We start from the raw sequence: 21034 nt of genomic DNA, 5'->3' as shown, positions 1-21034 counted from the left end.
ATATCTAAGTGTACTTGTTTGGATGACTCAAAAACCAACATTTAAACCGCTTTTTCTTAAAAAACAAATTAACCTGTCCATTTAATTTTGAGCATAACGAATATAACGTTTATTTTAGGTTCGGAATTCAACAAATAGCTTACTTAGTGTTGTCTTAACACAGGAAAGCAAAAACAAAGAACATGGCAAATACATATGATTTTGGTCTGGTAGGACTTGGGGTAATGGGGCGTAATTTTATTTTAAACGTTGCGGATAATGGTTTTACCGCTTTTGGGAATGATTTAGATGAGGAAAAGGTAAGCGCACTGATTGAAGAAGGAGGCGATACTGCCAAGGTAAACGCCACTTCGGATGTTGTCACTTTTGTGAATGGATTGAGTACACCAAGAAAAATTATGTTGCTAGTGCCAGCTGGAAAAGTTGTTGATATTGTTATTGAAAATTTACTCCCACATTTGGACAAAGGAGATATTATCATTGACGGCGGAAATTCCTTTTTTACTGATACTGACCGAAGAGAAGCTTACTTGCACGAAAAAGGCATTAATTTCTTCGGCGCTGGAGTTTCCGGAGGTGCCAAAGGTGCCCGTAAAGGGCCTAGTATTATGCCAGGAGGTTCCAGGGATGCTTATCAACATGTAAAACCCATTTTTGAAGCTGTTTCCGCAAAATATGAAGGGGAGCCCTGTGTTGCATATTTAGGTCCAAAATCAGCTGGAAATTATGTGAAAATGGTTCACAATGGTATTGAATATGGATTGATGCAATTGACCTCGGAAATTTATGATCTTTTGAAAAAAGCCGGGCATTTAACCAATGAAGAACTTCATCAGACTTACGCATCATGGAATGCAGGACGATTACAATCATTTTTAGTTGAAATTACCTCGGAAATCTTTGAGCAAAAAGACGATTTGGGTGATGGGCATTTGGTAGATAAAATATTGGATAAGGCCAAACAAAAGGGAACGGGAAAATGGACTTCACAAAATGCCATGGATTTGGGAATTCCAGTTCCGACCATAGATGTTGCCGTAAGCATGCGTGAAATCTCTGCCCTAAAAGAAGAACGTATAAAAGCGGATGAGCTGTATGGCCGTCCCATACCGGAGTCAGTAGTCAAGAAAACTTTGGTCGACAAAGCCGAGAGTGCACTGTACTTTGCGTTTATCATCACCTATGCTCAAGGCATGCACCAATTGGCTGATGCTTCCAAAGAATATGGATACGAATTGGAATTGGGCGAAATTGCTAAGATATGGCGAGCGGGTTGTATTATTCGTGCAGCACTATTGGCCGACATAACCGAAGCGTTTAAAGCAGATACTGGATTGCGAAACTTACTGCTCTCCCCTTCTTTTGTAGGTAAAGTACAAGAAACTGTGGGTGCCGCTCGGGAATTGGTGGCTTACGGCGCCACAAACGGCATTCCATTGCCAGGGCTTTCCAATGCTCTCACTTATTTTGATGCCTATACAAGCAGCAGACTGCCTTTAAACTTAATACAGGCGCAACGCGATTATTTTGGTTCCCATACCTATGAGCGATTGGATAAAGAAGGTACTTTTCATACCGAGTGGGAGGATTGATATGAAAATAATCTCCGTAAGGGAAGACCCTAGCTATAAAGCTAAAGCCATTGCATATTTCCAAGCCAAATGGAAAAGTGTGTTGCCCATAATATATGAAGATTGCATAAGTCATAGTACCGAGTCAAGGAATCCTTTACCGCAGTGGTATTTATTAAAAAAAGGTGACGAAATAATTGGTTGCGCTGGGCTTATAACCAATGATTTTATAAGTAGAGGGGATTTATACCCTTGGGTTTGTGCAGTATTTATTGAAGATAAGTACAGGGGCAATGCTTATGGAGCATTACTTTTGGAAAAGGCAAAAACTGATGCCAAAGAGGGAGGGTTTGCCCATTTATATTTGTGTACCGAACATGTTGGATACTATGAGAAATATGGTTTTACATATATAGGCCAAGGATACCACCCTTGGGGTGAAGAGTCTAGAATTTACGAACTTGAATTAGAATAAACAGCAACATCGTGTTAAATACATATTTGAATTCAATCTAGAAAAAATGCCAAAACAACTATTCCGCCATTTTAATAAATATGTAGAATTAACAGAAGATGATTTTCAAAAAATGTTTCGGTATTTTGAGCTGCGTACTGTGAAGAAAAAAGAGGTTCTAGTTGAAGCCGGCTCTATCTGCAAGGACAATCATTTTGTTTTGGATGGCTGCCTCCATATGTTTTTTGTAAACGATAAAGGTATAGAACGTACTGTTCAATTTGCCATTGAAAACTGGTGGATGACAGATGATTTGGCTTATCTAAATCAAACTACAACAGATTTTTCCATTCAAGCGGTTGAGAACACACGGCTGCTTACCATTACCCACGGCAAACAAGAGCAATTATTAAAAGAATTTCCACAACTTGAAAAGTATTTCCGGACCATTTATCAAATTTCCTATGGCGCTGCTTTGGTGAAAATGAGGTATTTGTTCGGTCTTACTAAAGAGGAGATCTACTTTCATTTTACCGAACAGTTTCCACTATTTGCCCAACGCGTTCCCCAATATCTAATTGCTTCATTTTTGGGCCTAACACCAGAATATGTAAGTGAAATAAGAGCAAAAAAACGTTCTTAAACGGGTTTAAGTATTTTGAGAATTGGTGCATATAACTTCGCATCAACATTCAAAAACATACTAAAAATGGATAGAAGAATTCAAATTGATGAAGCAGAACCTTTGGCCTATAAAGCGATTTTTGGTTTAGAGGATTATATGAAACAAAGTGGATTGGGAAAGGCGCATTACGAGCTAATAAAAATTAGAGCTTCCCAATTAAATGGATGTGCTTTTTGTATAGACATGCATACAAAAGAAGCCTTAAAAAATGGTGAAAGTCAACAACGTCTTTTTCTATTGGATGCATGGGAAACAGCGGATGTATTTTCTGAAGAAGAAAAAATTATTCTTCAAATTACCGAAGAAGTAACTCTGATTCATAAGGGTGGATTGACAGATGAAACTTATAAAAAAGCTATTGAAAAATTTGATGCACATTATTTTTCACAGATTATCATGGCTATTTCGGTCATAAATGTTTGGAACCGAGTTGCAATAAGCACTCACAAACCACTTTGGGATTAAAAAAGCAGTTTTAAGAACAAAACGGTTTGGGGAAATCCGAGCCGTTTTTAACTTTATCTCAGTAAATTTATAGATGGAATGCATTGCTTAGCAACGTATCAAAACCCTTAAGTTTATTCTGAATAAATGAACAGACTAACAAGAATTACAGCCATCTTAGTAAAACTACAATCCAAACGAGTAATTACCGCAAAAGAAATTGCTTCTAGTTTTGATATTAGTTTACGCACTGTTTACCGCGATATAAAAACATTGCAAGAATCAGGGGTGCCAATTGGTTCAGAAGCTGGAACAGGTTATTTTATTGTAGATGGGTATAACTTACCTCCTATCTCATTTACAGAAGAGGAAGCAAATGCATTGGTCACTGCGGAAAGATTTGTTCATCAAAACGCAGAAAGTTCCATCATAAAAAACTATGCTTCTGTTTTGACCAAAATAAAATCAGTCTTAAAAAATGGGCAGAAAGAAAAGGTTGAACTATTGGAAAGTAGGATAATCCATTACAACAAAAATGCAACTTCCTCCACCAGCAAATTTCTTTCAGAAATTCAGAAAACCATCACCTCATTTGGCTTACTGGACATTACCTATCACACCATACATAGTGATCAAGTGACCAAACGAAGCGTAGAACCTTTAGGACTTTATTTTAATGACGATAATTGGATCTTAATTGCCTTTTGCCATCATAGGAATGAAATCCGAAATTTTAGATTGGATAGAATCCTAGAACTAGAAACATTGCCATCTACTTCCGAAAAAGCCAAGTCTTTCAGTATGGAAGAATATTTTAATACGCAATTGGAAAATTATTCTTAGATACTACTGACATACGGTTGACACTCACCTCTCTTATTTTTGTTTCTAAAGAAAAGAATACAACCATCAAAAAATGAACAAGAACAAACAACTGTTAGAATGGGCTCCTTTTACCATCAAGGAAGGAGTTACAGAAGCTGAATTAATGCAAGCTTCCGAGGTGCTACAAAAGGATTTTCTTCAAAATCAAAAAGGTTTTTTAAAAAGGGATTTGCTCGAAAAATTCGATAGAAACTATATTGATTTGGTGTATTGGGAAACTATTGAGGATGCAAAAAATGCATTGGGCAATGCTGAAAAGAATCCAGCTTGCCATGCGTATTTTGAACTTATGGAAGAAGTTGATCATTCACAATCAGAACAAGGTGTTTCCCATTTTGAAATACTTCGTAGCTACTAAAGTTAATGACCAATTAAGAAGCGCCTCTATAAAGGTGTCTCTTTCTAATTACCACAATTCCCCTTAAAAATGAAGAAGGAAAAGCCTCTTGTAGACGAAGAATACCTGCTTCAAAAGTTTCCAGGTAAAGGCGGCTGGACATACGCGGCTATTCCTGAGGTTCTGCAAAATAAAAAGGCTCCATTTGGATGGGTAAAAGTAAGAGGTTCCATAGACGATTATCCTTTAAAACATTACAAACTCATGCCTATGGGCAATGGACAGCTCTTTCTTCCGGTTAAGGCAGAAATCAGAAAGAAAATCAACAAAAGAGATGGTGATTATGTAAAAGTGGTACTCTATCCAGATAACTCATCACTTGAGATTCCATGTGAAATTTTGGAATGTTTTAAAAATGAGCCCAAACAGCTTTTTACAACCTTTCGTTCTTTTACAGAGGGTAAACAAAAAGCATATTTAGATTGGATTTATGACGCAAAATCAGATGGAACCAAAGCAGTCAGGATTATAAAAATGATGGATAGATTGACAAAACGTTTAAGTTTGTATGACAAAGAGGTAAAAGAATGAGTGCTAGAATTGTACAGTTTTTTTTGATTTTGATCATAGCTAGTTCATGTAAAAAAAACATGCAGAAGGTTGATAAAATAGAAACGGCCAAATCTTTTTATACATCGTTAAATGATAATGATTTTAAAACAGCAACAAATGTTTTCTTAGATAGTGTAAGAAGATACGAAAACGGGGATAGCAGTGTATTGTCTAAAGATCGATTTAAAAATTGGCTACAATGGGATTCCGTTTTTAAGCCAGAATATAAAATCCTGAACATTTCAGAAAGCACAAATGGTATTCAAGTCAGGGTCTCGAAAACCGACAAAAGAATACAATTTTTAAATGAGGAGCCTGTAATTTTTGAAGAATATCTCAAATTCAATTCAGGCAAAGTGGAAAGCATTGAAATGGTAAAATATGTTGTTTTTCATGACGATAAATGGAGTGCAAACAGAGCTGAACTTGTAAGTTGGATTGAGGAAAATCATCCTGACTTGAATGGGTTTCTTTATGATCAGACCAAAAAGGGAGGTGAAAATTATATGAAGGCTATTGAGTTATTTAACAACAAAACTTCTACTCTAGATAGTTTGGAATAAAGTATCTAAAAATAAATTCTCAAGATTTGCCCCGGGTTTAGTTATTCTATGAAATTGAAGACATCTTTGTTTTGTTATATTTCTAGATAACCCGTCATATTTCAACACTATGTGAAGTGAAAACATAACGGGTTTATTAATGAGCACTAAAATTTGATCATCCGAAGTCCTGGTTCACCAAATTGTGATATATACAGGATTCTACGTTTTTCATCCGCTGCTATTCCATTAGGTCGGGAAAAAGTCGCCTCGCTCAATTTGCCATCTGTAGTAGATCTTTCACCTGTACCAGCAAAAATTTCTGTGCTTCCATCAAAGGAAACTTTATAAATTACGTCTTGATCAATACCCGTAGCATAAATATTATCTTCAAAAATGGTCATGTACCCAATAGCAAAATTTGGAGTAGTATTGGGAATGTTGGCAATTAAAGAAACTTCTCCGTCTTGGGTGACCTTCAAAATATCAGCTGTAAAAAAGTTTGATGCAATAATGTTTCCATCTTTGTCAACATCTATTCCCACACACCCAAAAAGTCTATCATCCGTAGCTAGAACAGAAATTGTTCCGTCAGTACTAACTTTATGTATTGTAGGTGCAAAAAAATTGGCAACATAAATAACATCATAGTTATCTATGGCCAATCCAGATGGCCAACCAGCTATTTCCCCTACTTCTGACGAAGAACCATCAGATGTTATTTTTATCAAAATTCCTGAAACGGCATCATTATTATTCTCATTATTAAAATAAAAATTTCCGTGGCTGTCCATCACACCGCCCATTGGAGCTTCAAAACCGCTGGCCTTTTCCGATATGGATCTATTACGATCAATTTGAAATACCTGCGTTCCACTATACTTGCCGAGGTCTGAGTCAAACATCCCAAAATTGGAAGCGAATATGGTACCATCTGCTGAAACAAATAATCCATCATTTGCAGGGAAATCTGCTCCAAAAAGAGTTTTTACCTTCTTTGACTTTGACCCTCCTCCTTCAAAATCATCAATACAGGAGCTTAGCATAAAAAAAGTTAAGCAAACCAATAGAGGTCTAAAAAATACAATACTTGTTTTCATCTTGTTGCAGTTTTAAATTGTTATTTCTCAAAACTAAAGATGGTAAGCATGCATATCGACGCAATGGACACAATGACACCTTTTTTCAGGCCACGTTCCTGTTTTTCACATAACTCCTTGGTGTAGTACTCATGGTTGTTTTAAAAACGCGATTAAACGTAGACTTGGAATTGAAACCAACATCCATCGCCATCGCCAATAGTGTGTTTTTTAAATGATCCCCGTTATTTACCTTATTAATGAATTCTTGAATTCTATACTTGTTTATGTAGTCATAAAAACTAGTTTGATAGGCTTGGTTCAAAAGCCAAGATAGATTATTGGAAGAGGTATTCAATTTATCTGCGAGACCTTTCAATGTAAGGTCAGGTAGAAGAAATACTTTCTCTTCAACAATAAAATAATGAAGTCGTTTTTGAAGTTTCTGGATTTCTTCTGGGCTTAGGCGATTTTTTTCAGACCTTGATTTGTGTTGAAAAGGAATTCTGAAGATTTCAGGTTGGCGCAAGCTGAAATATCCTACCACATAGATAAATATTGGCGTGGATATCCACATGGTCACATAATTAATGTAAACAAAAGGCTTGCGAAGAAAATTAACGCTTAAAAAGCTAATCAGCCAGAGCATCATGAAAATGCCCAACGTAGACAGTAAGAAAACCAAAAAATGATGGATGCTCTGATGATATGATAAATGTTTCTCCTCTTCTTTGGAATACTGGTTTATCAAGAAAAAGGTCTTAAACCAATAAAAAATAAATAAAACCAAGCCCGTTGCCTCAACGATAAAAAACATCAAGTTCAAGTTACCTGAAAAGTAGAGCGTATTAAATGCCTTCAACGGAATACTTAATGTCCAAAAGTAATACCCCAAGTGCAAAACTGCTGGAATATAATGCCACCATTTTAAACTAAATGTAGGTACTTCATTAAAAACTAACCTTCTAACATAAGTATAAATAAATGGTCCAAAAAGAAAAACAGTGGTATCTATTAAAACTCCAAATCGCCAAACCCAACTTTCTGGGATACGAAATGCCGAAATTCTTCCAAAAAGCATTAAAACCGCAATCAGCAATAGAAATGAAAGCATCTTATTTGCCGACTTATTTCGATTATGCACCAGCCGAAGGGAAATAGACAAAAAAAGTCCTTGACTGACCCCAAGAAACAATATGATATCTATAAAATTGAATGATTGCATAAACTGTTTTGCTAGATTAAAAGTAACCTTTAATACTCTTAAAAAGGTGTTGTTGGGTACAATGACATGTATTAAAATTAAGTATTACCATGAATTTGTTCGTGACCCTTTTAAAAATACTTGTGTAACCGAATGATTACATTTATATTTGTAACCAATCGGTTACTTATAAGATGAGAAGAGATGTTTTTCAAGCCATTGCAGATCCTGTCCGTAGAGATATCATTCAGCTTTTATCCAAAAAAGCATTGACCGTAAATACAGTGGCCGAAAAATTTGATGTGAGCAGGCCGGCTATATCAAAACATTTAAAAATATTGGAGGAATGCGGTATTGTGACCTTTAATCAAAAAGGAAGGGAACGCTATTGCATGATTCAACCCAAAAAACTTATTCCCGCTTTTTTATGGATAGATCAATACAGAGACCTATGGGAAGGAAAGCTGGATTCTTTTGAGAATTACCTAACCCAATTACAGAATAAAAACAAAAAAGATGAGTGAAGTAAACAATCCCAAAAACCGAACATTAACCCTAGAGAGAACTTTTGATGCCCCTATTGCATTGGTATGGGAAGCATGGACCCAACCTGAGCACGTTGCTCAATGGTGGGGGCCAAAAGGAATGGAAACCAAAGTTCTTGAGCATGATTTTACAGTTGGTGGAAATTGGAAGTACGCTATGCGAATGCCCGACGGAAATGAATTTATCGCAGATGGTGTGTATTCTGAAATTGTCATGCACAAAAGAATAGTATCCACTGCAAACTTTAAACCAATGACGGAAGGAGTGGAAATACAGGCCATCTTTGAAGCAGACGGTGAAAAGACCCATTTTACCTTTAATTGTGTTCATGAGACGGAGGAGTATTGCAAACAACAAGAACAGATGGGCTTCTACAACGGTTGGGGTTCAGTTTTTGAAAGACTTCATGAATTTTTACAAAATAGCTAAAAACTAAATCTTTCAGTTTAATTCAAGCCCCAACTAGTGGGGCTTTTTTTATGGCACATTTTATATTTTGTAAAGCTTCAGTGAAAAAGCTGAACAAAATTCCAATAAACCTAATTACAACATTATAATGCAATAATCGTTTTTATAACCAATAACCAACTTTCCACCATGAAAAAAATCTCCACAATCCTACTGCTCATCATTCTAGGTTTTTCTTTGACTTCATGTATAAATTTTAAGACAAAGGAAAAAGAAGGCACTTCTGATATTGAAAATTTCAATCAAATAGAGATTAACAACGAATATCAGGTAAGTCTCCCAAAATATATGAGGAAAACATCAGAACTTAATGATGACGCTTCCTTGCAATATCAGAATGTTTTCAAAGAAGCATATGTTATAGTCATTGATGAACCAAAAGAAGAATTTGTTGATGTTTTTAAGGAATTGGATCAATACAGCGATAAATATTCCTTAGTGGAAAACTACAGAGATGTACAATTACAGTTGTTTGCCGAAAGTATGAATATAGAAAATGAGACCACTCCCGTAAGTATGGAGATTAATGGTCTAGATGCGGAAATGCTAGAAATTGATGGGAAGGTGCAAGGAATAGAGGATAAAATCACTTATTTCTTAACATTTATTGAAGGTGATGAAAAAGTCTATATGATTATGGCGTGGACCATGCTAAACAGGAAGGACACCTATAGAGCAGACTTTGAAAACATTACTAAGTCCTTTGCTTTAATTAACTAGAACCCTCTAAAAATCAGTTACTTTTTTAAAAAATATTTGGTCGTATGGATTTTTTAAATACATTTGCAGTGTTCTAGTTATCTAATACACTATAAATGTTAACGGTCAGACAATTAAATTTCAACTACCCAAATAGCCGCCCAGTGCTCAAATCCATTAATCTGGATTTACACAAAGGCAATATCTATGGCCTGTTTGGTAAAAACGGAGAGGGCAAGAGTACCCTAATGAAGATTATGACTGGGCTGCTCTTTCCTAAATCTGGTACTTGCGCTCTTCTAGGTGAAAGCACAAAAAAAAGAAATGTAGAGGCCTTACAACATGTGTTTTTTGTCCCAGAGGATTTTGAATTACCCAGTTTGTCCATTGCAACTTTTGAAAAAGTACAGTCCCCTTTTTATCCAAAGTTTTCAAAAGAACAGTTCTATGAACTTATAGAAGAGTTTAAACTCTCCCCTGCCAATGTAATATCTAAATTGTCCTTTGGACAGAAGAAAAAAGTACTTATCGCATTTGGCATATCCACAAACACCAAAGTACTTTTAATGGATGAGCCAACCAATGGATTGGATATCCCTTCAAAAAGTCAGTTTAGAAAAGTAATGGCTTCAGCCGTGGATGAAGGAACGTGTATTGTTATTTCTACACATCAAGTTAGAGATTTACATAGCCTTATCAATCATGTGGTTATTTTGGACAATGCCCATGTAGTTTTTAATCAATCTTTGGAAACAGTTTCGGAAGGTCTTTGGTTTGGAAAAGCCCCCAATCCCGAAGAGCCCTCCATTCTTTATTCTGAATCATCTTTTGGTGGCAAAACCATTTTAACTAGAAATGACAGAGAAGAAACCGAAGTAGATCTTGAACTCTTGTTCAATGGTGTGTTGAGTGAGCCTAATAAAATAAATACAGTTCTAAAAAATATCCATCATGGCACAGGAGTTTAGTCTTTCAAGAATTGGCCAGTTTATACGTCGTGATTTAACCATTCATAAGAGCACTTTTATAACCGGTTTTCTAGTCACTGCGGTATTGCTCTTTCTATTTTGTATACTTAACATGGTATGGGATAAACAGCTAGGGTTAGAAGAATTTTTTGGGATTTTTGGACTTTTCTATATTCCAATGGGAATTCTGTTCACTTTTTCTCTTTTTAAAGAGTTTAACGATACTAAATCAAACCATTTATACCTATCCCTTCCTATATCAATTCCAGAAAGGCTTGCTGCAAAATGGTTCACGGTAACTATTATTTACACTGTCGCTTTTTCTTTGTTGGCAATATTCGTGGGAATGTTGGCCATTGCAGTAGGAACAGTCATCTTCAACGCAAACTTTAATGTGCTATCAATCTTTACCGAGCATTATTGGAATGTGATAAAAGTATATTTTGTGATTCAACCCATATTTTTGGTTGGGGCCATCACATTTGCAAAAAACAGAATTGGGAAGACCATATTGCTTTTAGGCCTACTGGTTCTGGGTTTCTTATTATTCAATTTTATCCTTTTTGCAATATTTAACCATAGTTATGGAGTCTTTTCAGGTGAGACCATAGGTTCTGAAGCAATTGATAAAGCCGGTGAAGATCTTTCTGTAATGGGCAAATGGTTCTATAGCTTACTGTTTGGCCCTATAATGCTTGCAGTAGCCTATTTTAAAATGACTGAAAAGGAGGTATAAATATGGATTTTGATAATGGCAAACCTATTTACCTACAGATTGTGGATTTTTTCTACGAAAACATTCTGATAAAACGTTGGAAAGAAGATGAGCGAATTCCCTCTGTGCGGGAAGTTGCAATGATGGTAGAAGTAAACCCGAACACGGCAATACGCGCCTTTAATCATTTACAAGATTTAGAAGTGATTTATAACAAAAGAGGGATTGGATACTTTGTGTCTGAAAATGGTTATGCAAAGGTATTGGACATTAAAAGAAAGGAGTTTATGCAGCACATGTTACCGGATGTTTTTAAAAAAATGATCCTTTTAAATATCTCATTTGATGACTTGAAAAACACATACAACCAACAAGAAAATGAAAAAAAGTAATCTGATTTTATTGAGTGCATTGGGTGCTTTGCTCTTTTTTTCTTTAGCATTCCAACTGTCAGTTCATAGTTATGTTAGAGAAGGAGATGCCAACAAAGTTCCGGCAAGAATGGTTTCCGAAAATAGATTGGTATCCAGTTTTAATAGTATTTCGATTGATAGTCGTATTAAAGTCCTTTATCAACAAAAGGAAACACCCAGCCTAACTATTGAGGCGCCAAATCATCTTATTGATTCTATACATACATCTGTACTGAACGAAGAACTAATAATAGAAATAACCAAATCCCTAAAAAAGAAAGACAGCATAACCATTCGTATTGACAATCCAGAACTCACATCATTAAGTCTGGGTGGCAAAGCACATTTTAAAACCTTAGGGAAGGTATCTGGAGAAAAATTAAATCTAATGTTTTCTGATGAAAGTTCGGGAGACTTAGAATTATCCTATAACCTTTTGAAGCATAAAAACACATCAACCGGAATAGTAAACATTAAAGGAAAAATCAATCAAGTTGAGTTCAGCAACAAAAAGAAAGAAGAATAATATAATCAATAAGCGAACAATCATCATCATCAATCATCATCAATCAAAAAACGAACAACCATGAAATCAACCACAAATCAAAATTCGAGCAATCCCATTCCTAAAAATCCGTCTAAGTTCAGACTGATACTCATGCGAGGTCTTTATTTACTCACTTTTATTGGGCTTGCTTTTCAGGCATGGGAATACATACTTTTTCCTAACGAGCCTTTAGACTACATTACTGGTGTTGCTTTTAGTTTTTGGGCTTCTTATGCTACTTTAATGGGTATTGGCATTCGATATCCGTTAAAAATGTTACCACTGCTTTTCTTGCAACTGGCATATAAAGCAACTTGGGCTTTAGGCATTTATTTGCCCATGAAAAAGGCATCATTGGTAACACCTGAAGCGGAATCCTTCTTTTGGATATGCATTGTAGCCGTTATTCTAGACATTATTGTTATTCCATGGAGGTATGTCTTTGACCATTACATTATCCCCTTTTTTAAATTAAGAACAGCTACAGTTTAGGGAACTGAGTTTATTCATCAATCATAATCAAAAATCAAATAGTCATGAAACAAAGAACAAGCGTCCACTCAGATGCTGGAATATTAGCACATAAATCAAAACTGTTGCCTTCAGTACTAATCGGTCTCTTAATCTTGATCACAGGAATAGCCTTGAGTATTTCCAACAAGAGAAAAAAGGACACAGAATTTGCATATAAAGAGACAAGAAAAGCTTTGGCTTTTTTGACATTAAATTTTAATAGAGGAGTCGAAAAAATGGCATATTTAGAAGAATTTGAATGTGCAAAAAAGAAAATTTACAACTACTAACAAAAGAAAAATCATCAATCAAAAAACGAACAATCATGGAATCAAATCAAAAAACAGGCAGAACTATTGGTTTTCTATTACTTCTAATAATGGCATTGGGAATCCCTTCGGTAGTGTTGAGAGGATTGTCCACTTCAATGGTAGCATCTTCTGACTTTTTAAATGAAATTTTTCAAAATTCTTTTCAAATGCGAATTGCTGTTCTTTTAGATATACTTACAAGTGCACTTTGGTTAGTGATAGCCATAATACTTTTCCCTGCCATAAAAAAGTATAAAAACAGCTTTGCCTTATGGTTTTTTGGTATCTGGCTAGTACAATTCGCAGTTATTGTATTCAGCAATATTACTCATCTGAGCTTATTATCTTTAACCAATGAATTTGTGAGTACAGGAGCAACCGACACTGAGCTTTTTTCCACTCTTGGACTACTGAAAATTGAAGAGTATTTCTGGGCTCACTTTATGAGTCTAATGCTCTACGCATCAGCGGCCTTTTCCCTTTACTATTTTTTATTCCAAACAAAGCTTGTCCCTCGGTTTTTGTCAGCATGGGGTATGGTAGCAATCTCTTTGGTCTTCATTGCATCTTGGTTAAATATTTTTGATATAAATCCCAGTTTCTACTTCTTTTCTCAAAACGGGATCCATATGATTGCCTTTATGGGATGGCTTATCGCCAAGGGTTTCAATACAACTCAAAATATTCCCAAAACGCAATAATCACTTTTTCATCAATCAAAAACGAATAATCATGATTACAAAAACAAATGAAATCAAGGTCGTCAAACCAGATAGCACATGGCAATCCAAAGTATTGAATGCTTCCGCACAACTATGGTTTATAATTGCAGTATTAGGTATGTGGATTTTTGCCTTTTATGTTGCTTCCTTTTATGGGGGAGCTGCCATTGATAATGACTTTATGAAATGGAACCGTGTGCTGCCCCACGGATACATTGAAGGGGAAAGTATGGGTAATCTGGCTGTTGCCATCCACTTATTATTTGCAGTCATTGTTATGGTGGGAGGGCCAATTCAGTTTATTCCGCAGCTAAGAAAACATGCACCTTCATTGCACCGCTGGAACGGTCGTTTTTATATATCTGCTGCTTTTATAATAAGTTTAAGCGGAGTGTATATGGTAATCTCCAAAGGAACAATAAGTGGTCTTATTGGTGATATTAGTGTGAGCATCAACGGAATCTTAATTATGATTTTTACATATCTGGCAATACGAAATGCCATTAAAAGAAAAATAGATGTCCACAGACGGTGGGCCCTTAGGTTATTTCTTGCAATGGCGGGAGTTTGGTTCTTTAGAATTGGCCTCATGTTTTGGCTATTTGTAAATAAAGGGCCTGTAGGTTTTGACCCGGAAACATTTAGAGGCCCGTTCCTAGTTTTCTTAGGGTTTGGTCAATACTTAATCCCTCTTGCCATACTTGAGCTTTATTTTCTAGTTCAAAAAAAGAAAACTAAAACAACACAAATTTTAATGTCTGCAGGATTGTTAATGCTTACAGCCATTACTGCAGTTGGCATTTTTGCTGCTACCATGAGCATGTGGCTACCTAGAATAGGGTGAAACCATTGTCTAATTTTACAACAAAGCAAATTCAATGCATTTTATCTAATATTTTGCACTTTACCACGCTAAACTAATATCTTATAAAAATGGTTTCCTACTTTTGCCAATAGCGAGTTTAAGAGCATAATAACCCATGAAAAAGAGTTTGACCAAAAAAATTAGTGTATTAGTAGTCATTTTGATTTCTTCTATGGCATGTAGTCCAGAAGATGGAACTGACGGTACAAATGGAACCAATGGAACCAACGGCACGGATGGTCTAAACAGCTTAATCACTACGCTTATTGAACAACCTGGAAGTAATTGTACCAATGGAGGGTTTAAAATAGAGGCGGGTTTAGATTTAAATGATAATGGAGTGTTAGAGGCTTCTGAAGTGGGCACATCTGAGTTTCTTTGTAATGCAGATACCGCGGGGCTTTCCTATTTATCATATGTTTCATTGATAAATCAGACCGGTACAAATGACCCACAAAGTTCCGTACTGGAAAATACCCTTGGGTTAAATATTGTTTGGACAAGAGAATCTCAAGGAAAATATGTTGGTGCATTGGATAGCACAATTGATATTGGAAAAACAGTAATCTTTTATACAACGCCTACTACCCATACAGGAGTAAGAGGTGAAATTGTAGGGAACAATCAAGTACGAATAGAATTACAAAATGGTATTAATGCCTTTGCGGATGATTTTACCAATTTATCATTTGAGCTAAGAGAATACGAATAAAAATACTTTCTGTTTGATGCTTTATAATTCATATTCTTTAATTCTTATACCGAGTAGATAACTTTTTGGCAAGTAGGTAATGAAAAAAACAATTTTATTTAACACATCCATATTCTTTCTTTTTAGCATTTTCGCTTTTGGGCAAAACTCCTTTCCTGCATCAGGGAATGTAGGTGTTGGCACCCTAACTCCTGAATATGATTTAGAAGTAATTGGTTCAATCAATGCAACCGAACTTCTTGTTAACGGAACTCCAATTGAGGGGCCTGTATGGAGCTTAAATGGGAACGATTCCTTCTATAATGCTGGAAATGTTGGAATAGGAACCAACACCCCCGGTTTTACTTTGGATGTGGATGGATCCCTAAATGCTACCAGTATCTTTTTGAACGGGGCATCAGTCCAAAATTCCCAATGGACTACCACAGGAAATGATGTTTCCTATAGTTCTGGAAACGTGGGCATAGGCATAGCAACCGTTCCTACGGGGTATTCCTTAGCTGTAGTTGGAAGTATAATTACTGAGGGAGTCACAGTGAAACTACAAAGCGATGGATGGCCAGATTTTGTATTTGAAAAAGACTATCTGTTACCAAGCCTTCAGAAGGTTGAAAACTATATCCAAAGAAATGGTCATCTTCCAAATATACCTAGTGCATCGGAAATTGGTAAGAACGGAATTCATTTAGGAGAAATGGATGCTAAACTACTTCAAAAAATAGAAGAGTTAACTCTTTACACCATTCAGCAACAAAAGGAAATTGATAGCCTAAAAAATGCTAGTCAAGCGCTAATTGAGCAAAACGAATTGGTTAAAACTCTTACGGAACGAATAGAAAGGGTAGAGAAATCCTTAAAAAAATAGGTCGTTAAATCCTCTTGTTGTCCTTTCAGGAAAGATAATATACCCACAATTTTCGTTATACAGATAGGGTTTGAAACATTTTCAGCCCTAACATTCCCAATACTCTGTTCTTCAAAATAATAAAGCTGTTCAAAATCCAACTGAAGGGGTTGTGTTTTCGATAAACGGTATACTTCACAACCTTCTATTTCGTTATAAATCAGAAATCTACTGGTTTATGAAAAAGAAACTCTTTTTAATAGCGTTGTTTTTATTATTCATAATATTTGGGTGTTCAACAGATAGCGTAGAGCCTTTTGCATCGGATGAGGAATCACCTGAAGAAGTAGAAGAAGGGACCAATACAAATCCAGATGACGCTAACAACTCCTTTATAACGGATAGTTTTGATGGAACGGGGGATTTGGTTGATTATGTTGTAAATAATGCATCAGCATTACCACAAGTGGGTAGAGTAGATGGAAGATATAGGGCTGAGTTAACAGACAATACTAATGACGTAACACTCCATTTTAACAATGATCAGGGAAGACTGGATGCAAAACTGATGACTTTTCCATTTGAGTTCATTGCTAGAAATATTGGTATTGGCACTTTGGACGACTCTCAAATTGCACCGAGCCCCATGAATTCTCTTTACGTATTTTCTGGAGTTCAAATTCATGTGGAAAGTTTAGATTCATTTAACTCGGCACATGTAGTTGTTGGTCATAGGGGTAATACCTATTTCACCATTGAAGGCAAAAATACAGTTGATGGCAACTCTTCTGTCAATGATATTGGTGCCAACACTGTTCCAGATGGTAGAGCAGATATTAGAATAGTTGGTAATCAACAACAAACTATAACAGTGTATTGGCAAACTCCAAACCTAGACTACGAAACAACAGCAGATAACTGGCAGCTCTACAATGAAACAGGAGCATTACCTGGCACCGCACCCACTTTTGGAAGCAATGTATATGTAGGACTTATAACCTACGCATTTGGCTCAAATGGAATCCCTTTCGTTGGCACTTGTGATGCAGTGCAAATGACACAACAATAAACACCATTACTTGCTCAAATACATCTTTCTTCGAGAATACAAGTTGTAGAATTCATCATCCTTCAAACTATCTATGAATAGAATGCTTTCTCCGGTACTCTTCATTTCTGGTCCAAGGTTTTTATTCACATTTGGAAATTTATTGAAAGAAAAAACGGGTTGTTTTATAGCATATCCATCCAAATGTGGCTTAAAGTCAAAATCCTTGATTTTTTTCTCTCCCAACATCACCTTTGTTGCAAAATTCACATAAGGCTCTCCATATGCCTTTGCAATAAACGGCACTGTACGAGAAGCCCTTGGGTTTGCTTCAATGATGTAAACCATATCGTCTTTAATGGCAAATTGAATGTTGATTAACCCAACAGTATTCAATTCCAAAGCAATTTTACGTGTATGGTCTTTAATTTGTTGCATTACAAACTCTCCTAGATTAAATGGCGGCAACGTGGCATTTGAGTCTCCTGAATGTATCCCGCACGGCTCAATATGCTCCATTATACCAATGATATACACATCTTCTCCATCACATATTGCATCTGCCTCTGCCTCTATAGCACCATCTAAATAATGATCTAGAAGCAACTTATTGTTTGGGATTTTACCTAGCAAATCAATAACATGGGCTTCTAGCTCTTCTTTATTGATAACAATTTTCATTCCCTGTCCCCCCAAAACATATGAAGGTCTTACCAATAATGGGAAATTTAACTCATCTGCAAGTTCCAAAGCTTCATCCGCAGTTTCTGCAACACCAAATCTTGGATAAGGAATATTGTTTTCCTTTAATAGGGTTGAGAAACTTCCTCTATCCTCAGCTAAATCCAAGGATTTAAAAGTCGTACCGATGATATTAATACCGTATTTATCCAACTTTTCAGCTAGCTTTAGAGCAGTTTGGCCTCCCAATTGAACAATTACCCCCTCAGGTTTTTCATGACGAATAATATCATAAATATGCTCCCAGAACACAGGTTCAAAATAAAGTTTATCCGCCGTATCAAAATCGGTTGAAACGGTTTCTGGATTACAGTTGATCATTATCGTCTCATATCCGCATTCTGCAGCAGCTAAAACCCCATGAACGCAACAATAATCAAATTCTATACCCTGCCCTATTCTATTGGGTCCAGAACCAAGTACGACAATTTTTTTCTTATCGGTAACTTCACTGTCATTAGCAACATACCTAGTGCCGTCCGCTGTTTCTATTTCTTCTTCAAAAGTCGAGTAATAATAGGGTGTCATAGCCTTAAATTCCGCGGCACAAGTGTCCACCAACTTATATACTCTATTGATTCCCAGATTTGTACGCTTGCTATGAACTTCACTTTCATAACAGTCCAGCATATGTGCTATTTGCCTGTCTGCAAAGCCTTTTTGTTTGGCTTCCAACAAAAGTGTTTTTGGTAAGCTTTCTATGGTGTATTTTGAAATTTCCTGTTCAAGAAAATGCAATTCCTCATATTGCTTTAAGAACCACATATCAATTTTAGTAATCTCATGGATTCTTTTGAGAGAAATACCCAATTGAATAGCATCATAAATAACAAACACCCTGTCCCAACTTGGAACTTTTAATTTGTGCATTATTTTATCATAATCCGTATAACCTTTTCCATCAGCGCCCAGACCGTTACGTCTAATTTCTAATGATTGGGTTGCCTTATGCAAAGCTTCTTGAAAGGAACGACCAATACCCATCACCTCTCCTACTGATTTCATCTGAAGTCCCAATGTTCTATCCGAACCTTCAAATTTGTCAAAGTTCCATCTCGGAATCTTTACAATAACATAATCCAAAGTAGGCTCAAATAAAGCTGATGTGGATTTTGTAATTTGGTTTTTCAGTTCATTCAAATTATACCCGATGGCCAATTTCGCTGCAATTTTTGCAATCGGATATCCAGTAGCTTTTGAAGCTAAGGCAGATGATCGAGAAACCCTTGGATTAATTTCAATAGCAATAATATCTTCTTTTTCATCTGGGCTTACGGCAAATTGTACATTACAACCTCCAGCAAAATCACCAATACTGCGCATCATATGGATTGCCATATCTCGCATACGTTGATAAGTACGGTCTGAAAGAGTCATTGCTGGGGCAACAGTTATGGAATCTCCAGTATGGATTCCCATTGGGTCCATATTTTCTATGGCACAGATAATAACTACGTTGTCATTTTTATCCCTAAGCAATTCCAATTCATATTCTTTCCACCCCATCAAAGCCTTGTCTATCATCACTTCGTGAATAGGTGAAACTTCCAGCCCATGACTTAACAGGTCATCAAAATCTTCAGGCTCATATACAATAGAAGCTCCTGCCCCACCAAGCGTAAATGAAGCTCTAATAACTAGCGGAAATCCAAATTCTTGTGCAATTTCTTTTCCTTTTAAAAATGAGGTTGCTGTAGCTTGCGGTGCCATGCCAACACCTATTTTAAGCATTAATTCGCGGAACTTTTCCCTATCCTCCGTAATATTAATGGCATCAATATCCACACCAATAATTTCAACACCAAAATCCTCCCAAATCCCCTTCTCATCAGTTTCAATACATAAATTCAAAGCTGTTTGCCCTCCCATAGTTGGCAAGACTGCGTCAATGTTAGGGTGCTTTTTTAAAATATCTATAATTGATTTTGTAGTCAACGGTTTTAGATACACATGATCAGCCATCGTTGGGTCTGTCATAATGGTAGCTGGGTTACTATTGATCAGGATAGTTTCAATTCCATCTTCGCGAAGTGAACGAAGCGCTTGGGAACCAGCATAATCAAACTCACATGCCTGGCCTATGATAATAGGACCAGAACCAATAATCAAAATGGATTTAAGATCGTCTCTTTTTGGCATTCTTAATAGGGTTACTCGTTGTTAAAAATTTAAAAATAGGTCAAAAAAAAGGTGCTAAACTTGAAAAGTAGCACCTTTAATTAAAAGTTATTGACAGTCATTATTTTTTATGTCTTGGCTCAGAGGAAACAGTCAGTTTTTTTCTTCCTTTTGCTCTCCTTCTCGCAAGAACTTTTCTTCCATTGGCAGTCGCCATGCGTTCTCTAAAACCATGTTTATTTCTTCTCTTCCTTTTTGACGGCTGATATGTTCTTTTCATTTCTGAACTCTTTTATTGGATTTTTCTAGAAAGAAAATCAAAATCTTCTTCTAAAATTCTGGGCGCAAATATACGAAGAGTTTTTACTTTGGCAAGCACTAAAAGAAAATATTTAAATTAGTTTTTAGTACTTTTGCTTCCTCTTAAATTAAGGCAAAATTCCAACTAAATATGTTCAACAAAAATATAAAACTTGTTATAGCCGTACTAATCATTGCATATGCCATCTATCAGTTCATTGAAGGGTATATAGGTAATGGTGTGGCATTGATTTTTCTTTCTCTTGTATTCATTTTCCTTTATTTTAGAAATGAACTGATTCTTATGTCATTCTTAAGAATGCGTAAACAAGATATGGAAGGAACCCAAAAATGGTTGAGTAAAATAAAAAATCCTGAATCTGCCCTAATAAAAAAGCAACAAGGCTACTACAATTATTTGCACGGCATCATTTACTCCCAAAAGAATCTTACTCAAGCAGAAAAGTACTTTAAAAAAGCCCTGAAGTTAGGTTTGACCATGGATTATGATGTTGCCATGGCTAAATTAAGCCTTGCCGGCATTTCCATGCAAAAACGAAGAAAGCGTGAAGCTACCCAGCTTTTGCAGGAAGCAAAGAAGTTGGATAAAAACAATATGCTTACCGAACAGATTAAAATGATGCAACAGCAGATGAAGAAAATCTAAGCTTTCACTTGCTTCTTTTCGATT

At 36.1% G+C, this 21034-nt stretch carries 27 protein-coding genes; 23 read left to right on the top strand and 4 right to left on the bottom strand.

Annotation, left to right across the window (positions count from 1 at the left end):
• Positions 1-182 precede the first annotated feature (182 nt).
• The 8 genes from gndA (at position 183) to SJY44_RS09955 (ending at position 5551) form a co-directional block, all read left to right on the top strand.
• Complete coding sequence (gene gndA / locus SJY44_RS09990; protein ID WP_396589605.1) at positions 183-1592, top strand: NADP-dependent phosphogluconate dehydrogenase; 1410 nt, start codon at positions 183-185, stop codon at positions 1590-1592.
• A 1-nt stretch (position 1593) separates the two neighbouring features.
• Complete coding sequence (locus SJY44_RS09985) at positions 1594-2046, top strand: GNAT family N-acetyltransferase (protein ID WP_396589604.1); 453 nt, start codon at positions 1594-1596, stop codon at positions 2044-2046.
• A gap of 46 nt (positions 2047-2092) precedes the next feature.
• Positions 2093-2668 (top strand): Crp/Fnr family transcriptional regulator, encoded by a 576-nt coding sequence (locus tag SJY44_RS09980; protein ID WP_396589603.1) that lies wholly within the window; start codon positions 2093-2095, stop codon positions 2666-2668.
• A 66-nt stretch (positions 2669-2734) separates the two neighbouring features.
• Positions 2735-3175: a carboxymuconolactone decarboxylase family protein gene (locus tag SJY44_RS09975; RefSeq protein ID WP_396589602.1), complete on the top strand. Its 441-nt coding sequence runs from the start codon at positions 2735-2737 to the stop codon at positions 3173-3175.
• A 126-nt stretch (positions 3176-3301) separates the two neighbouring features.
• Positions 3302-3997, top strand: a complete 696-nt coding sequence (locus SJY44_RS09970) for a helix-turn-helix transcriptional regulator (protein WP_396589601.1) — start codon at positions 3302-3304, stop codon at positions 3995-3997.
• Between the two features lie 73 nt (positions 3998-4070).
• Positions 4071-4397: a hypothetical protein gene (locus SJY44_RS09965; RefSeq protein WP_298925401.1), complete on the top strand. Its 327-nt coding sequence runs from the start codon at positions 4071-4073 to the stop codon at positions 4395-4397.
• A gap of 69 nt (positions 4398-4466) precedes the next feature.
• A complete protein-coding gene (locus tag SJY44_RS09960; protein WP_396589600.1) occupies positions 4467-4967 on the top strand; it encodes a YdeI/OmpD-associated family protein in 501 nt (166 codons plus the stop codon).
• Positions 4964-5551: a hypothetical protein gene (locus tag SJY44_RS09955; protein ID WP_396589599.1), complete on the top strand. Its 588-nt coding sequence runs from the start codon at positions 4964-4966 to the stop codon at positions 5549-5551. The genes SJY44_RS09960 and SJY44_RS09955 overlap by 4 nt, the downstream gene beginning before the upstream one ends.
• 146 nt (positions 5552-5697) lie before the next feature.
• On the opposite strand, the gene SJY44_RS09950 is transcribed toward SJY44_RS09955, so the two are convergent.
• Positions 5698-6630 (bottom strand): hypothetical protein, encoded by a 933-nt coding sequence (locus SJY44_RS09950; RefSeq protein WP_396589598.1) that lies wholly within the window; start codon positions 6628-6630, stop codon positions 5698-5700.
• An 85-nt stretch (positions 6631-6715) separates the two neighbouring features.
• The gene (locus SJY44_RS09945; RefSeq protein WP_396589597.1) at positions 6716-7834 is read right to left on the bottom strand and encodes a helix-turn-helix domain-containing protein; all 1119 of its coding nucleotides are present in this window, start codon (positions 7832-7834) and stop codon (positions 6716-6718) included.
• 173 nt (positions 7835-8007) lie between these two features.
• Between SJY44_RS09945 and SJY44_RS09940 the strand changes: the two genes are divergently transcribed.
• The 14 genes from SJY44_RS09940 (at position 8008) to SJY44_RS09875 (ending at position 17205) form a co-directional block, all read left to right on the top strand.
• Positions 8008-8337, top strand: a complete 330-nt coding sequence (locus SJY44_RS09940; protein WP_396589596.1) for an ArsR/SmtB family transcription factor — start codon at positions 8008-8010, stop codon at positions 8335-8337.
• Positions 8330-8788: an SRPBCC domain-containing protein gene (locus SJY44_RS09935; protein WP_298925385.1), complete on the top strand. Its 459-nt coding sequence runs from the start codon at positions 8330-8332 to the stop codon at positions 8786-8788. The genes SJY44_RS09940 and SJY44_RS09935 overlap by 8 nt, the downstream gene beginning before the upstream one ends.
• A 168-nt stretch (positions 8789-8956) precedes the next feature.
• Positions 8957-9547 carry a hypothetical protein gene (locus SJY44_RS09930; protein ID WP_396589595.1) on the top strand — a complete coding sequence of 197 codons (591 nt, stop codon included), beginning with the start codon at positions 8957-8959 and terminating at the stop codon, positions 9545-9547.
• A gap of 143 nt (positions 9548-9690) precedes the next feature.
• A complete protein-coding gene (locus SJY44_RS09925) occupies positions 9691-10494 on the top strand; it encodes an ATP-binding cassette domain-containing protein (protein WP_396589594.1) in 804 nt (267 codons plus the stop codon).
• Positions 10478-11230: a hypothetical protein gene (locus tag SJY44_RS09920; protein ID WP_298925377.1), complete on the top strand. Its 753-nt coding sequence runs from the start codon at positions 10478-10480 to the stop codon at positions 11228-11230. The genes SJY44_RS09925 and SJY44_RS09920 overlap by 17 nt, the downstream gene beginning before the upstream one ends.
• A 2-nt stretch (positions 11231-11232) precedes the next feature.
• Positions 11233-11601 (top strand): GntR family transcriptional regulator, encoded by a 369-nt coding sequence (locus SJY44_RS09915; RefSeq protein WP_298925372.1) that lies wholly within the window; start codon positions 11233-11235, stop codon positions 11599-11601.
• Complete coding sequence (locus tag SJY44_RS09910; RefSeq protein ID WP_396589593.1) at positions 11588-12148, top strand: GIN domain-containing protein; 561 nt, start codon at positions 11588-11590, stop codon at positions 12146-12148. Before SJY44_RS09915 ends, SJY44_RS09910 begins: the two co-directional genes overlap by 14 nt.
• 60 nt (positions 12149-12208) lie before the next feature.
• Positions 12209-12661: a hypothetical protein gene (locus tag SJY44_RS09905; protein ID WP_396589592.1), complete on the top strand. Its 453-nt coding sequence runs from the start codon at positions 12209-12211 to the stop codon at positions 12659-12661.
• A 44-nt stretch (positions 12662-12705) separates the two neighbouring features.
• Positions 12706-12972: a hypothetical protein gene (locus SJY44_RS09900; protein ID WP_396589591.1), complete on the top strand. Its 267-nt coding sequence runs from the start codon at positions 12706-12708 to the stop codon at positions 12970-12972.
• A gap of 35 nt (positions 12973-13007) precedes the next feature.
• A complete protein-coding gene (locus SJY44_RS09895) occupies positions 13008-13694 on the top strand; it encodes a DUF4386 domain-containing protein (protein ID WP_396589590.1) in 687 nt (228 codons plus the stop codon).
• A 31-nt stretch (positions 13695-13725) separates the two neighbouring features.
• The gene (locus SJY44_RS09890) at positions 13726-14559 is read left to right on the top strand and encodes a DUF2306 domain-containing protein (protein ID WP_396589589.1); all 834 of its coding nucleotides are present in this window, start codon (positions 13726-13728) and stop codon (positions 14557-14559) included.
• A gap of 136 nt (positions 14560-14695) precedes the next feature.
• A complete protein-coding gene (locus SJY44_RS09885) occupies positions 14696-15292 on the top strand; it encodes a hypothetical protein (protein WP_396589588.1) in 597 nt (198 codons plus the stop codon).
• Between the two features lie 79 nt (positions 15293-15371).
• The gene (locus tag SJY44_RS09880) at positions 15372-16157 is read left to right on the top strand and encodes a hypothetical protein (protein ID WP_396589587.1); all 786 of its coding nucleotides are present in this window, start codon (positions 15372-15374) and stop codon (positions 16155-16157) included.
• A gap of 217 nt (positions 16158-16374) precedes the next feature.
• Positions 16375-17205 carry a hypothetical protein gene (locus tag SJY44_RS09875; RefSeq protein WP_396589586.1) on the top strand — a complete coding sequence of 277 codons (831 nt, stop codon included), beginning with the start codon at positions 16375-16377 and terminating at the stop codon, positions 17203-17205.
• A gap of 6 nt (positions 17206-17211) precedes the next feature.
• On the opposite strand, the gene carB is transcribed toward SJY44_RS09875, so the two are convergent.
• Together carB and rpmH are read right to left on the bottom strand one after the other, a co-directional pair.
• Positions 17212-20064 carry a carbamoyl-phosphate synthase large subunit gene (carB, locus tag SJY44_RS09870; protein WP_396589585.1) on the bottom strand — a complete coding sequence of 951 codons (2853 nt, stop codon included), beginning with the start codon at positions 20062-20064 and terminating at the stop codon, positions 17212-17214.
• Positions 20065-20164: 100 nt separating this feature from the next.
• Positions 20165-20323 carry a 50S ribosomal protein L34 gene (gene rpmH, locus SJY44_RS09865; protein ID WP_082433296.1) on the bottom strand — a complete coding sequence of 53 codons (159 nt, stop codon included), beginning with the start codon at positions 20321-20323 and terminating at the stop codon, positions 20165-20167.
• Positions 20324-20494: 171 nt separating this feature from the next.
• Between rpmH and SJY44_RS09860 the strand changes: the two genes are divergently transcribed.
• Positions 20495-21010, top strand: a complete 516-nt coding sequence (locus SJY44_RS09860; protein WP_298925349.1) for a DUF2892 domain-containing protein — start codon at positions 20495-20497, stop codon at positions 21008-21010.
• The last annotated feature ends 24 nt before the right edge of the window (positions 21011-21034 follow it).

Source organism: Allomuricauda sp. R78024, from assembly GCF_044596045.1.
Classification (GTDB): Bacteria; Bacteroidota; Bacteroidia; order Flavobacteriales; family Flavobacteriaceae; genus Flagellimonas.
This window is presented reverse-complemented; position numbering and strand designations above follow the sequence as displayed.